Source organism: Neisseria sicca (assembly GCF_003044565.1).
In the GTDB taxonomy this organism is placed as follows: Bacteria; Pseudomonadota; Gammaproteobacteria; order Burkholderiales; family Neisseriaceae; genus Neisseria; species Neisseria sicca_A.
The window spans coordinates 107,355-120,751 of record NZ_POXG01000002.1 but is presented as its reverse complement, the minus strand read 5'-3'; the positions used below and the strand labels follow the sequence as shown (position 1 = coordinate 120,751).

The following is a 13,397-nucleotide window of genomic DNA, read 5'->3' as shown; positions in this document are numbered from 1 at the left end:
CCGTGGGGAAATATGATGAGTATCCGACTCGCGGATAACTTTAATGAAAACCCTTTATGAACAAAATCAAAAGCTTCCTACCGTCATGACCGCCAGCAAACAACAAACCATCGCCGACACCGCCCGCCGCCTGTTCCGCGAACACGGCTTTTCCGCCGTATCCGTAGGCGGAATCTGCGCCGAGACCGCCGTCAGCCGCGTTACTTTTTACAAACATTACAGCGGCAAAAACGCGCTCTTGCAGGAAATCGTTACCGAGCAGAAAAACCGCATCCGTGCCGAATTTGAAAACCTGCTCGCACGGCAATGCAGCCTGCGCGAAGCCGCCGAAGCCGTGTTCGCCCTACAAAAACAATCGTTTGAAGAACTCTATTCCGCCGCCTTCCTGCGCGACATCGAAGAAAACACCGATTTGGAGCTGGAGCGGTTTTTCCATGAGTTGAACGAAGAAAAATACGCCTTTATGCGCGGTTTCTTCCATACCCTGCAACAACGCCGCCTGATTCAGCCCGATTTGCCGGTGGAACTCATCGACCTGTTCATCCGACAGGCAGATATATTGATGCGCCACCCGCAATTGGCCGCGCTTTATGCCGCTGCGCCGCAAAAGCTGCCGCAGGATATATTGGGATTGCTGCTGCACGGTTTGGCGGGGGAAGAAGGAAGGAACGAGTGAGGAGATTGATTTTTTGGGGAAGATGAAAGGGATTCGCTGAATTTTTCATAAAACGTCGTCTGAAAACGAATTGTCGATTTTCAGACGACGTTTTAATCAGGTGGCACTAGATTGGCACTATAGTGGATTAAATTTAAATCAGGACAAGGCGACGAAGCCGCAGACAGTACAAATAGTACGGCAAGGCGAGGCAACGCCGTACTGGTTTAAATTTAATCCACTATAAATGCCACACGATTCTTTGTCGGTTGCTTGGGATTTGGAATGGCAGCAAGTGGATTGGGTGGGAACTGCATGGGTTTACCCTGATGTAAGCAGATCAGACAGGGAACGGATTTAGTGAATTTGTCGGCGGAACATCTGCAGGTCCATGCCGCGGTATTGGACGGAATCGGGCTATTTACAAAGACACAACTTGGACACAGTTGCGACATGAAAAAATACCTTGCTTACGCAAGGCATTGATTTGTTTGGTGGGTCCGGTGGGGTTCGAACCCACGACCAAGGGATTATGAGACTTAAATACAAAAACTAACCCATTGTTTTTAAATAGAAGTGAAGTCTGCACATACCATCACATACTATTTATTTCAATGTGTTTCAGTCACAAAATGGACACACCCCAAAGAACGAAAATCCAAGCATTTTTAATCAATTTGCTTCGCTTTTCGTTTTTTTTATTTTTCAGAAAAAATAAAGGATAAGTAATGGGTAGAAGAATTCATAAGGAACAACCGGATGGTTGGAACGGTTCGCATTTTCTTAAATGTTCGCATTCATTGAATAGTCGGTCTCGGATTGATTACTTGATGTACTGCAATGTGTTGAAAACCATGTCTGACGGTCGTTTGAAAGTGTATGTTTATGGAACACGGTATCACTCAATTGAGGGCGGCCGTATCCGTTATGTAAATGATTGGCAGGTGTCCCCTGTTGAGAAATGGGATGTGAAAAAAACATGAAAAAAATATTGATACTGACTACATCACTCTTTGCTTTTTACCAAACATCAGCAATTGCCGCAGCCCCTTATCCACAATATGAGGCTTTGGTTGAAAAGCATGCCGCATTGCAACGATTAGACAAAAACATTGTATGGGCGGTTATGGGGCGTGAGAGCTCAGGAAACCGTTATGCCCTGTCTAACAAAGATGCGCGAGGCCTTTTGCAGGTTATTCCTGGGACGGCAGCACGGATGGGGGTAAACCCCAAAAACCTTTACGATCCGGAACAAAACATCATCGCAGGTACTCGTTACCTGCGTTTTTTATGTAACCATTTTCCTGATAGATCCAGTATTCACGGCTGTAATCTTGACTTAGTGCTTGCCGGCTATAACGCCGGCGAAGGAGCAGTTCGTAGATATGGTGGTATTCCACCATATCGGGAAACCAAGCTTTACGTCCGCAACGTCAAAGCACGTTACGCACGTTTAAGTGGAAAAAATCCAGCTGCAATACAACCTGTTCCGGTAACGGTTGCCAATAAGAAAACATCTGATTCGCCATACAGACAGGCAGTATTCTCAGAGCGAACCAATTTCTCCGATATACCTGTCCGAATTGAAAGAGGAATACATCAGCAAGTTGTTCTACAAAAACCAGAACCTAAGTCTTGGGATGTTTTCGGTGATTTTTAATACACGACCTTATGGTCGTTTTTTTGTATCCGCCATATTGGCGGTCTTTTTTTTGGAGCTTCAAAAATGAAATATGTAAGTGAAAACACCCGTCAATGGGTAAAAGCGTTTTTGTTTTGTGCAATGTTGGGGGGTATTCAGACGGCTTTGGCCGCCGGCGGCCTGTCAACCGGAGAGAGTACAGTCAAACAATGGTTTCAAGAGTGGTACAACATTTTGGCGATTGTTGCAGGTGTGGCAATTGTCATGGTTGCTGTTGGCGGTTATTTTCAAGAAAAAACTATTGGCGACATTCTTCGGGTTTGCGGTTGGATTTTTCTGTTCGGATGCGGACCGGCGTTGGCGGCAGGGATTATTAAAGCAGCAAAAAGCGTTAACTTCTAATTGACACAGGGTGAATACGGATGAACGGATTACCCGAAATCAATATTGACACAGAGTACAGTTCTTATGAGGGACTGTCACGTGTCGCCATGCTGGCCGGAGTTCCTATTATTCCGGGCTTTATTATCTTAGTGGTATTTATGGCTACCGCCATGTTTCTTATGCCTGTTTACGGTTTGAAGGCTTTCGGGATTTTCCTGCTGGCCCTGCCCTGTATCTATTTCTTGAGGATACTCACGAAAAGGGATGATCAGGCATTACGTATATTGGGTTTGGAAATTTACTGGTGGTTCGTCCGGAGGAAGTCAAATCTTTTCGGTGACACCCTAACCATTACAGCAACCAAATTTGGAAGAGACCGCGATGATTACATCCGATTTATTAAGGAAGAAACTGAAGAGGCAGCCGCCGCAGCAAAACTTTTTTCCGAAAGTCAGTCGGCACGTTGCTGAGCACATTGTGCATTATGAAAACGGCTACTTGGGCTTTACCGTTAAATTTGACGGTATTCCGTTTGAAGGCGTGAATGACGGGCATTTGATAGCGGCAAACGAAACCCTCAAAAGGGTTTTGAATGCTGCTGGCAAGCAGTATGGCAGTCGGCTTGCCATATGGACGACGCTCCAACGGCAGAAAATTGATTTGAAAAGAAACTATATTTTCAAAAATAACTTCTGCCGACAGTTTGCAGATCACTATATCGAACAATTCAACCAAAAAGACTATTTTGAAAATTTGTTCTACTTATCGGTCGTCTTAAAATACCATGATTTTTCAGATGGGGTTGAAGAAACGGCGGAGCTGTTGGATTTGATCGTAAAAGGATTAAGCATATTTGATCCCGAACCGTTGGGCGTTTATGAAAACGAGAACGGGGTGGTATTTTCAGATGTCTATCAATTCTTTGGAACACTTTGCAATGGGGGATTAAGGGAAAATATTCCCCTAACCCCTTCTGCGGCATATAAAGTGATCCCTACTGCCGACCTGCATTTCGGTACGGATATTCTGGAGATCAGAAGTGCGGAACATCGAAAGTTTGCTACCTGCTATGATTTGAAGGACTTCGGCCGGAGTAAAATTATGACTTTGCTGCCGGTCTTGTCACTTCCGTGTGAATTTACGCTGACGCAAAGTTTTATCTATACGGAAAATGCTGATATGCAGTCGGCCATCAACCAACAGCGTAATGCCTTGAAAAGTGCCAAAGACGAAGCGACAGATCAGCAGGACGAACTGACTTTGGGAAAAGGTGAACTGTCTGCGGGGCGCACCATGTTCGGCGATTATTCCGCCTCCCTTGTTGTATATGGTGATACCCCGAAAGCTGCCCGTAAAAACGGTTCGACGGCGATGACGGAGTTCCTCAATGCAAACGGATTCCGTTTTGTCCATGCAGCCGGTTCGATGCCCTCAACCTTTTTCAGCCAAATTCCGGGTTACAAACAGCGTCCACGGATGATGCCGAAAACAACCACCAATCTTGCCACCGTATTCGGAATGCACAACTACTCCCAAGGGAAAAGCTGGGGCAATCCGATTGGCGACGGTTCACCGGTGATGCCTCTGAAAACGCTGTCAAACACCCTGTTTAACCTGAACCTGCATTACAGCCGCAAAGACATTAATATGCGCGGCAAACGGATTGCGGGACATACTTTGATTACTGGAGCAACCGGTACGGGTAAAACCGCTCTGGAAACCGCAATTCTGACCTTTATGGCGCGGTTTGATCCTTATCTGTTTGTTCTGGATTTAGATAGGGGGATGGAAATCTTCGTTCGGGCATTAGGCGGAACTTACTACGCGGTCGAAGAAGGCGTTGACAATGGCTTTAACCCGTTCCAACTGCCCGATCAGCCGAAACACCGTAGTTTCCTGTACCGCTTGGTCAAACAATGTGCCGGCGGCGCTGACGCTTCGGAGGAACGGCAAATCAAGTTGGCAGTCGATACACTCTACGAACTGGAGTTTGACCTGCGTAATTTCAGCACCCTGCTGGACAACTTGCCATACTCTACCGCGCCAAACTCTTTGCGTACGCGCCTCTCCAAGTGGTGCCGCAGCGAGGGCGGAGAATTTGCTTGGTGCTTGGACAGTCTGTCAAACCGCTTTGATCCGGAAGCGTTTTTCCGTATCGGTCTGGACGTAACCTGTATCTTGAAAGAGGATTATGAACCGACAGGTCCGGTATTGGCTTATCTGCTGTATTTGAAGGAAATAATGGCAGACCGTGTGGCAGATGAAGGCAGTTTGATGGCTTCGGTCATTGCCGAGTTCTGGTATGCCGACCGGTTTGATATTACAGCCGATTTGATGCTTAAAACACTGAAAACCGGCCGTAAATCAGGTGAGTTTTTGCTTTTAGATTCACAGTCGCCAGAAGATGCCGCCAACTCCCCCAATTTTGCGGCCATCGTACAGCAAACGCCGACCAAAATTTTCCTACCTAACCCTGACGGCAGCAAAGAATCTTACATGAAATGCGGCCTTTCCGATAAAGAATGCGCCGAACTTCTCAAATTACCGGTTGAAAGCCGTATTTTCCTGATTAAGCAAAGTAAGCAGAGTACGTTCGCCACTCTTGATTTACACGACTTTCATGATGAATTGGTCGTACTTTCAGGCACATCAGAAAATGTTGCCCTAATGCACCGCATTATGGAAGAAACCGGTAGCGAAGATCCCGATGTTTGGCTGCCACTGCTTTATCAGGCTGTATCTGGTAAAACATCTACTTAGTTCGAAGGAGAAAAGCCGAACGCAAATATTCACTGAAATATAAACACATAGGCCGTCTGAAACTGTTTTCAGACGGCCTTTTACTTTCCTGCCGTTTACGGACGGCCTCACCCATCCGCCGCACAATGCGGCGTTTCTCATTGTTCGTAGGAGATTTCGATGAAACTTTACAAAGTCAAAAAAACAGCGGGGGCGTTTGCCGTTGGTCTGATGATTGCTACCTCTGCCCCAACGATGGCGGGTGGTATTCCCGTGATAGACCCTGCGCAGCTTGCCCAGTCGATACAACAGGGCATCCAACTGGGGCAACAAATTCAAAACCAGATCAAGCAAATTACCGAATTGAAGAACCAAGTCAAAGCCCTGACCGGCAACCGCAATCTGGGCAATATCCTGAAAACCGATGCCCTCGAACAACTGCCCGATGAGTGGAAATCGGTTTATGATGCAGCCATGCAGACGAAAGGTGGGAACTTTAACAATCTATTGAGTTCCAAAGGCTATAATCAAAACGCGGATAATGAGCGTTTGATCAAACATTTTGATCTGACTCTGAAAGCCATCAAGGATTCAGAACTACGCTTTCAAAACATTAAGGCGTTGATGGATAGGGTAAATACTACCCAAGATGCCAAAGCAGCCGCCGACCTGCAAAACCGTATCGCCTTAGAAAACGCCTATATCCAGCAAAACCAAACTCAACTGGATATGATGGAACGGTTTATGGCACTGGATGAAAAAGTCCAAGTAAAAAAACGTGCGGCTCGCAATAGTTGTATTCGTCAAAATCGGATTAACAACTCCAATACGGCTTGTAGTTAACAACTGAAAGGACATCTGAAATGAAACTTCATCTATCGGGGCTGCTTTGTGCGGCATTATTATTATCCGCCTGCGGTCAGTCCGAAGAAGAGAAGTTTTATCAACAGATGAACAAGGATAGGGAATTATCTGAAATCAATAAACAACGTAACAGTTGCATCCGTCAAAATCGGATTAACAATACGAATATTGATTGTGATAAGAAATATCCTCGTCCTGAAAAATAAACACTGATTAACTAGCTAAAACCACCGTTTCGACGGTGGTTTTCTTATTGGAGACGTTTATGTCAACCTTTTTTGCCGACGTGGCCAAAACGCTCGGGGCGGATTTGGGGCAGAACCTGTTGGATAAGACTGGCGACTTTATCGGACAGGTTACACCACTGTTCGTCGCCTGTTTTTCTTTTTACGTACTGCTTGTCATTTGGGATTATTACAATTCTAGTCTTGATGTTCTGGCCGTGGATTTTCTCAAAAAATGCTGCGGATGGATGTTGATTATCGGGCTCTCGTTGGCTCCGGCGACTTACATGAAATTGGCCCATATCATTTACAGAATGCCAGACGAGATTGCTGGAATCTTTGCCGGCGGCTACAAAGTGGATGCGTCGGCAATGGATGCCAGTTGGAAATTGTTAATGGATTTGCTTGATAAGATATCAGAACTACATGATCAACATCAATGGTATGAGATAGCCGTACATTTCGGACTTGTTATCAAGATAGGTCTAGTTATCACGATTTGTGGAGCATTGGTTGTCGGGCTGTCTTTTGCCTTCTACATGGTCGCTAAAATTTCCTTGGCTTTGGTTCTGATGATCGGACCTGTATTTCTCGGCTGCATGTTGTTTCCGGCAACGCGGCAGTACGCGATCAATTGGATCGGCCAGTGTTTGAACCATATTCTGACCTGCACGATGTTTGTTCTGTTGGTTAAAATTCAGATGGCGGCATTTGATAAGGCGATTAACATGGCCATGTCTGGCGGTATTGCCGATTACGCTGCCGCCGAAGTACTACCACCGCTGTTTTTGTTACAAACCATCATCTTCCTAGTCGTCGTTTTCAACATTCCGAGTATTGCCTCAGCTTTGACGGGTGGTGCGGCTGTGTCGGGAGCTTCCCGTCATATGATGTCTCTCGCAAGTGGTTTAGGTACGGCAGGCCGTTTAGTAGGTCGAGCCGGGGCTGCCACACTCAATGCGGCCTCCAATCGCCGTAGCGGCGGCGGTGTCTCCCCGGTGTCTAACAAACGCCCATCTTAATTTAATCGATAGGAGTCGAACATGACTGCACGCCTGTCTTGGGTAGCGTATATCCAGTATTTTGTTATAGGAATCCTGCTCTATCTGTTTGTTGTGTCTTCCGCCTTTGCCGTTATTTCAGGGATGCTCGGATTGGCATTGGGTAAAAGCGCAGCACAAACGGTATTCTATGGTCTGACACTGCTGTATCTGGTTGGGTTCGGTTGGATACTGTTCCGACTTTCCTGTTGCCGTGCCTATATGGATGAGACCGGTGTATGGTATTACAGCGGTCTGTTTCCGTGGTCTGAAGGCATTCGCGGCATTCGCTGGGAAAACTTCGATCAGGCGCAGTACCGGCAAAGTATTTTCGGCTGGGCTTCTCATAGTTATACCATCTACCTGCTCGACAGATATGGAAGAAGCGTTACGGTCAAAAACCTGCATAACGGCCGCGACTGGAGCGCGTTTGTTAATGATTATGCCTTTGATAACATCAAATAAAGGGAAGGAAATTCCATTATGAAAATGTTGCTAGGAGTCGGTATCTTGTTCGGTTTGGTATTTATTGCCTATTTGAACCGCCATAACAACATCGGTCCTGCCATTATGATGGCTTTGGTGTTCCCTATTGCATTGGTAGGAATGGTCAGTTTCGACCGCAGAGATTGGTACGACAACTGATTTTATACCTGAGCGTTAAAAGCCCGACAGTATCCACTGTGCGGGCTTTTGTACTTTTAAAAAAGGAAACTGATATGAAAATGATTTTATTGGCTGCACTTGCCGCTGTTCTGGCCGCCTGCTCCTCTGCTCCCAAACAACCTTATGGGCAGGCATTTCCGATTAACGTTCAGCAACATACCGGAGCACGATAATGTTTTTCCGTAAAAAAACCAAACAACCGCAGACTGAAGAACAGTTACAGAAAGAGCAAAAAAAGCGCATCGGCAAAGAAGTAGATCAAATGATCCGGATGGCACTGGGATTTGAAAAAACCTTGGTAGATATCGCACAGCAAAATGCAAGCACTTGGAAGCGCGTCGGCATCGGCGGACTGGTTATTGCAGGGTTGTCTGTTGTTGCCGTTACCAGTCTCACGCCCTTAAAAGAGGCCTTTCCCTTTGTTATCGAGGTGGATAAGACCTCGGGAGAGACCAATATCGTAACTACTATTAAAAACAAACAGATGACTTACGATGAAGTGATTAACCGGCACTGGCTGCGCCAATATGTCATGTTCCGTGAAGGTTATAACTGGAACACGATTCAGGCGACATATGATACGACAAAACTCTTCAACTCTCCCGAAGTTCAAGCCAAATATCGAGCTTTTTACGAAAGTCCAACTGCACCGCATAAGGTTTTGAAACAAAATGCCGAAGTGCTTGTAAAGGTGACAAATATCTCGTTTGTAGGCGATATGGCGCAGGTACGGTTTGAAAAACGGTTGGTTCCAGTGGGTAATTCCGAAATCAAACCGGCACCGCCGCAAAAAATGATTGCCACTATTGCCTTTGAGTTTAAGACAACCCCGATGACCGAGGCGGTTCGAGATATTAACCCCCTGGGCTTTCAAGTGTTAAGTTACAACGTTACCGAAGAGGTTGCGCAATGATGAAAAAAACCTTGCTGATAACCGGCCTTGTGGCCGGTTTGTCTTTTCAGACGGCCTTTGCCGCAGTCAATCCCAACCGCTCACCATATGATAAGAGGATTCAAAGTATCAACCATAATCCCTATGATGTTGTGGTTGTAAGGGCAAAAGTCGGATATGCAACTTTGGTTCAGTTGGAGGAAGGAGAAACGGTTGATGTCGCCAATCCCGTGAATGAAGGTTTGGTAACGGGATATGGTAAGGCCTGGGGGGTGAAGGTTCGCGGAAACAACATTTTTTTCAAACCAACCAAACCCCAACCGTCCACCAACTTATTGATGGTATCCAACAAAAAACGCCGCTATTCGCTTGATTTAAAAATGGCAGATCAAAATCATCCGCCTACGTTTGTATTGGAATTTCTCTATCCGAACGATGTCCGCAAACGGCAACGGGCTGAAATGTCGAAACAGCTTGAAGCTGCTGCCGTTTTACGTGCAAACGAAGCACGTAATCCTAGCGGTGGCGACTATAACCGGAATTATTGGGGGCGCGGCAAAAAATCATTGGCACCGACCGAAATTTACGACGATGGCCGTTTTACCTACTTCCGTTATGACAATGCTAAAGATTTGCCGGCAGTATTCAGGGTAAATGCCGATGGATCTGAAGCTGCCGTAAACAGTCATGTTGAAGGCGATACGTTGATTGTCCATGAAACGGCAGAAAAATTTGTTTTGCGGCTGAATAACACAGTTCTCGGTATAGAGAACCGCAGTTACAACCCGCAAGGTAAGTTCAATCTGACCGGCAGTACTCAAAGCCGAACCGTCCGTATGAAAAAGGATAAAAAATGAAGCAAAACGAAATCAGACCCGATGATGAACAACCAAGCCTGCAAGAACGTATCGGTGACAACAGTATTGAACGCGGCATTCCTACCGACCTGAATGTTAAAAGCAGGAGCACCATGAAAAACATGATGTTCCTGCTTGCTGCATTAGCTGTTGCCGGAGTTTCCGCAGCCGCCCTGTTTAATTATTCCGGAGGTTCCGACGAAGTAGAGAAAAAAACGGAAGAGGAAGTGGTTGATGGCAAGGCAGACAGTAAAAATTTTAAAGCAGAACAAGATGAAATAATAGAAATGACTGCCGATACCTCGTCTGCCGCAGCATCCGAGCCTGCTGCGGCGAGTGAAGTAAAACCTGCATCAAATCCACAGCTTACGGAAACGGACCCTGAAAAGGGCCCTGAAACGGGCGTTACAACAGAAATTCCGCCTGACGAGCGTTTTGATGTGGACCTATCCCCACAAGGCATGGATGGAGGAACAGTTTCAGGCGCTGCGGCAGCCACACTTACTAACATACACCCTGACAGTACGGTTGTCGGTGAAACGGATGTAGGTTCGTCAATCTCTTCGGGCAACCCGCTGACCGCAAGACTGAGCCCTGGAAATTATAAGCCTACCGTTGCTGAGAGTCGCGGCGACTTAACCTATGTGTTGAATCGCGGTACGGGTATTCCCTGTGTCACTACCACAAAGATTGTCACAACCCATCCTGGTTTAACCCGTTGCCAAGTGGCACGTGACGTCTATTCGGCCAACGGCAAGACGCTTCTGGTTGAGCGTGGTTCTACCATTATCGGCGAACAGACTTCCGCGCTGACACATGGTCAGGCCCGAGTTTTTGTTTTATGGAATACCTTGGAGACACCGGAAGGCATCCGTGTGGCTCTGGACAGTCCCGGCGGCGATTCGCTCGGCGCATCAGGGCATCCTGCCAAAGTGAATTATCACTTTTGGCAGCGGTTCGGAGGTGCCATCATGATCAGCATGATTGGGGACATAGGCAACGGATTCAGTAACGGACAGAACCGCACGTCGGGTAATAACAACCACATTTCATATGAAAATACGGGTAATGCCGTACAGGAAATGGCTACTGAGGCTCTGAAAAACAGCATCAACATTCCACCAACCGGATACGTCAATCAAGGCACGGAAATCATGGTCTTTGTTGCGCGTGATGTAGATTTTTCAGGGGTATATGAAAACGTTACGGTCTCCAACCGATATTAACCCGAAGCCGCTCACTTAAAAGGAGCGGCTTGTTCTATAACTGCCCCGACAGGCAGTTATAGAACAAGCCGTTAATAACAAAGGAATATGTAATGGTTCACGATAATTCTGTTTCGTCACGCAATCTACTGGACAAGTTGAAGCTGACGGAATATCTCAATACCCCTGGAGTAACCGAAGTATTCATAAACCGACCTGGGGAAGTGTTTCTTGAAGATGCCGACGGCTGCCGCCGTATTGAACGACCTGATTTACCCCTGCCCGTATTGGAAAAACTGGCAAATACGCTATGTACTTACAATAAAAAGCATATCTCATACGAATCCCCCATTCATTCGGTAACGCTACCCAACGGTGAGCGCGGCCATATCATGATGTCCCCCAGTTGCGAAAACGGAACGGTTGTTTTTGCTTTCCGCAAACCTTCGAACAGCCGTTTCACGATGTCGGACTATCTTGATACAGGTCGTCTGAATGGTTTTAACGACGTATCGGGGCACGGCGTGGCAGAACGTCGTACAGAGTCGGAAATCGAAATAGAGAGCCGCTGGGTCCGTGACGTATCCGACAGGATGAAGCTACCGTCTGACGTCAAATTGACCGACTGGCAGTACAAAATGTTGGAACATAAAGCCAACGGCGAACTGAATGAATTTTTCAGAATTGCGATAGCACAGAGGTTGAATATTTGCATGGTAGGCGGTACGGGGTCGGGAAAGACTACGTTTACCAAAACACTGGCCGACATGATTCCTGCTCATGAACGGCTGGTTACTATTGAAGACACTCACGAACTTGATCTACCTTTGCATCCTAACCATGCACATTTGTTCTACAGTGGACATATCACAGCCAAGATGATTATTGCGGCGTGCATGCGGCTTAAACCGGGACGGATTTTTTTGACGGAATTAAGGGGGGATGAGGCTTGGGACTATCTTGCCGCTCTTAATACCGGACACCCGGGAGGACTGACTTCCGTTCATGCAAACAGTGCTCGTGATGTTCACTACCGCATCATGCAATTGGCCAAAGAATCAGCTACCGGCCAAACTATGGATCCCGGTTATATTCTTAACACTGTCCGTTCCACTATTGACGTTATCTGTTACTTTGAAAAAACCCGCATGACCGAACTCTATTTCGACCCTGTCGAAAAATACTACGCTATGCAAGGGCGTTTACAGTAATACAAGGTCGTCTGAAAATTTTTTCAGACGACCTTTTTACCTTGTGAAAAGAGTTGGATATGTCTGTTTACATAGATGAAGAGGGACTTGGGGACTGACATCATCAAAACATCATCGTATATGCGATTTTGTCTATAGATGAAAAATCCTATAAAATTGTCAGACATTAAAGAGAGGTTTGAAATGGCTGTTGCCGCAACTGTCGCACCAAGTGCGTTTCAAAGGCTTAAACAAGCACTGGAACAAGAAAATCCGCGCCCGCTGCTGCTTTCCGGATTGGAACGGGATGCAAAATCTTTGTTTGGCACTCCGGACGCACCTTACGGTTATCTGATATTGGGTATGTTGGATGCAATCAATAACCGTAAGGACGATTTCGACAAACACCTTGACGTCATATCCGCATCGGACATTCCGGCTATGGCCAATTTTTTCAGATTGAACGGTTTAAACAGGATGGGATACTTTGAAGAGGCAACCGTATATTTGAAACAAATGTTTGCTGCTTCCGAAAAAACAGATGATCCTTTGTTTTTAAAGCCGTTGGCTCATCTCGGTATGTTATATGGTTTTATTGAGCGACCGGGACGGATTATCGAACGTCTAAACAAAATGAATTCCCTCGAAACGAACCAACAGGACGAATTGGAGCGGTTGCACCTGCTTTTGAAAAATACAGAAATTGATGAAGTCGTCTTGGTCTCTGCAATTTTGGCTGCGAAAGAACGGCTTAAAGAGATAGGGTTTCAGATACCTACCTATTCTTTTGGTTATTCGATTGAATCAGACATATTTATCGAATTGAAAATGCTGTGCTTTGGCAGTGATATTGACCGTATGGCAGAAGCGGATGAAATGTTGTCACGGTTATTGATCGATATGGAAGAGTCGGCAGATGCAAACTTAATTAATTTCAGCATCTCCTGCCGCCCTTATAACCGCAGTTACGGAATAGGTAGTTGAGATATGATTGAGCCTAAGGATTTCATGACCAGTGGCAGATTAATGATTGGAGAAT

Annotated in this window: 15 protein-coding genes; all 15 read left to right on the top strand. The window is 46.2% G+C overall.

What is annotated here, in order from left to right; genetic code table 11:
* The first annotated feature begins 43 nt into the window (after positions 1-43).
* The 15 genes from DBZ16_RS05170 to DBZ16_RS15710 all read left to right on the top strand — a co-directional run bounded on the left by DBZ16_RS05170 (position 44) and on the right by DBZ16_RS15710 (position 13,342).
* Positions 44-676 carry a TetR/AcrR family transcriptional regulator gene (locus DBZ16_RS05170; RefSeq protein WP_107813197.1) on the top strand — a complete coding sequence of 211 codons (633 nt, stop codon included), beginning with the start codon at positions 44-46 and terminating at the stop codon, positions 674-676.
* Between the two features lie 958 nt (positions 677-1,634).
* On the top strand, positions 1,635-2,315 hold the full coding sequence (locus tag DBZ16_RS05160) for a lytic transglycosylase domain-containing protein (protein WP_107813196.1): 681 nt from the start codon (positions 1,635-1,637) through the stop codon (positions 2,313-2,315).
* Positions 2,316-2,381: 66 nt separating this feature from the next.
* A complete protein-coding gene (locus DBZ16_RS05155) occupies positions 2,382-2,699 on the top strand; it encodes a hypothetical protein (protein WP_107813195.1) in 318 nt (105 codons plus the stop codon).
* A 20-nt stretch (positions 2,700-2,719) separates the two neighbouring features.
* Positions 2,720-3,151 carry a VirB3 family type IV secretion system protein gene (locus DBZ16_RS05150; protein ID WP_070512377.1) on the top strand — a complete coding sequence of 144 codons (432 nt, stop codon included), beginning with the start codon at positions 2,720-2,722 and terminating at the stop codon, positions 3,149-3,151.
* A 7-nt stretch (positions 3,152-3,158) separates the two neighbouring features.
* Positions 3,159-5,441: a conjugal transfer protein gene (locus DBZ16_RS05145; RefSeq protein ID WP_107813194.1), complete on the top strand. Its 2,283-nt coding sequence runs from the start codon at positions 3,159-3,161 to the stop codon at positions 5,439-5,441.
* A gap of 159 nt (positions 5,442-5,600) precedes the next feature.
* Positions 5,601-6,263, top strand: a complete 663-nt coding sequence (locus DBZ16_RS05140; protein ID WP_107813193.1) for a type IV secretion system protein — start codon at positions 5,601-5,603, stop codon at positions 6,261-6,263.
* A gap of 20 nt (positions 6,264-6,283) precedes the next feature.
* On the top strand, positions 6,284-6,490 hold the full coding sequence (locus DBZ16_RS05135; protein WP_009311157.1) for a hypothetical protein: 207 nt from the start codon (positions 6,284-6,286) through the stop codon (positions 6,488-6,490).
* A 59-nt stretch (positions 6,491-6,549) separates the two neighbouring features.
* On the top strand, positions 6,550-7,530 hold the full coding sequence (locus tag DBZ16_RS05130) for a type IV secretion system protein (protein WP_107813192.1): 981 nt from the start codon (positions 6,550-6,552) through the stop codon (positions 7,528-7,530).
* Positions 7,531-7,551: 21 nt separating this feature from the next.
* A complete protein-coding gene (locus DBZ16_RS05125) occupies positions 7,552-8,013 on the top strand; it encodes a cytochrome C oxidase subunit III (RefSeq protein WP_070603231.1) in 462 nt (153 codons plus the stop codon).
* 18 nt (positions 8,014-8,031) lie between these two features.
* Positions 8,032-8,193, top strand: coding sequence for a pesticidal protein Cry5Aa (locus tag DBZ16_RS05120; RefSeq protein ID WP_107813191.1), 162 nt, complete (start codon positions 8,032-8,034; stop codon positions 8,191-8,193).
* A 193-nt stretch (positions 8,194-8,386) separates the two neighbouring features.
* On the top strand, positions 8,387-9,127 hold the full coding sequence (locus DBZ16_RS05115; RefSeq protein ID WP_107813190.1) for a virB8 family protein: 741 nt from the start codon (positions 8,387-8,389) through the stop codon (positions 9,125-9,127).
* The gene (locus DBZ16_RS05110; protein WP_107813189.1) at positions 9,124-9,963 is read left to right on the top strand and encodes a TrbG/VirB9 family P-type conjugative transfer protein; all 840 of its coding nucleotides are present in this window, start codon (positions 9,124-9,126) and stop codon (positions 9,961-9,963) included. The genes DBZ16_RS05115 and DBZ16_RS05110 overlap by 4 nt, the downstream gene beginning before the upstream one ends.
* A complete protein-coding gene (gene virB10 / locus DBZ16_RS05105; RefSeq protein ID WP_107813188.1) occupies positions 9,960-11,189 on the top strand; it encodes a type IV secretion system protein VirB10 in 1,230 nt (409 codons plus the stop codon). The genes DBZ16_RS05110 and virB10 overlap by 4 nt, the downstream gene beginning before the upstream one ends.
* A 92-nt stretch (positions 11,190-11,281) precedes the next feature.
* On the top strand, positions 11,282-12,379 hold the full coding sequence (locus DBZ16_RS05100; RefSeq protein ID WP_107813187.1) for an ATPase, T2SS/T4P/T4SS family: 1,098 nt from the start codon (positions 11,282-11,284) through the stop codon (positions 12,377-12,379).
* A 183-nt stretch (positions 12,380-12,562) separates the two neighbouring features.
* Positions 12,563-13,342, top strand: coding sequence for a hypothetical protein (locus tag DBZ16_RS15710; protein ID WP_240600241.1), 780 nt, complete (start codon positions 12,563-12,565; stop codon positions 13,340-13,342).
* Positions 13,343-13,397: the final 55 nt, after the last annotated feature.

What these genes read in the sequence shown, in the direction of transcription:
- DBZ16_RS05170 (WP_107813197.1), top strand. Translation starts at nt 44, where the DNA reads ATGAAAACCCTTTATGAACAAAATCAAAAGCTTCCTACCGTCATGACC.
- DBZ16_RS05160 (WP_107813196.1), top strand. Translation starts at nt 1,635, where the DNA reads ATGAAAAAAATATTGATACTGACTACATCACTCTTTGCTTTTTACCAA.
- DBZ16_RS05155 (WP_107813195.1), top strand. Translation starts at nt 2,382, where the DNA reads ATGAAATATGTAAGTGAAAACACCCGTCAATGGGTAAAAGCGTTTTTG.
- DBZ16_RS05150 (WP_070512377.1), top strand. Translation starts at nt 2,720, where the DNA reads ATGAACGGATTACCCGAAATCAATATTGACACAGAGTACAGTTCTTAT.
- DBZ16_RS05140 (WP_107813193.1), top strand. Translation starts at nt 5,601, where the DNA reads ATGAAACTTTACAAAGTCAAAAAAACAGCGGGGGCGTTTGCCGTTGGT.
- DBZ16_RS05135 (WP_009311157.1), top strand. Translation starts at nt 6,284, where the DNA reads ATGAAACTTCATCTATCGGGGCTGCTTTGTGCGGCATTATTATTATCC.
- DBZ16_RS05130 (WP_107813192.1), top strand. Translation starts at nt 6,550, where the DNA reads ATGTCAACCTTTTTTGCCGACGTGGCCAAAACGCTCGGGGCGGATTTG.
- DBZ16_RS05125 (WP_070603231.1), top strand. Translation starts at nt 7,552, where the DNA reads ATGACTGCACGCCTGTCTTGGGTAGCGTATATCCAGTATTTTGTTATA.
- DBZ16_RS05120 (WP_107813191.1), top strand. Translation starts at nt 8,032, where the DNA reads ATGAAAATGTTGCTAGGAGTCGGTATCTTGTTCGGTTTGGTATTTATT.
- DBZ16_RS05115 (WP_107813190.1), top strand. Translation starts at nt 8,387, where the DNA reads ATGTTTTTCCGTAAAAAAACCAAACAACCGCAGACTGAAGAACAGTTA.
- DBZ16_RS05110 (WP_107813189.1), top strand. Translation starts at nt 9,124, where the DNA reads ATGATGAAAAAAACCTTGCTGATAACCGGCCTTGTGGCCGGTTTGTCT.
- virB10 (WP_107813188.1), top strand. Translation starts at nt 9,960, where the DNA reads ATGAAGCAAAACGAAATCAGACCCGATGATGAACAACCAAGCCTGCAA.
- DBZ16_RS05100 (WP_107813187.1), top strand. Translation starts at nt 11,282, where the DNA reads ATGGTTCACGATAATTCTGTTTCGTCACGCAATCTACTGGACAAGTTG.
- DBZ16_RS15710 (WP_240600241.1), top strand. Translation starts at nt 12,563, where the DNA reads ATGGCTGTTGCCGCAACTGTCGCACCAAGTGCGTTTCAAAGGCTTAAA.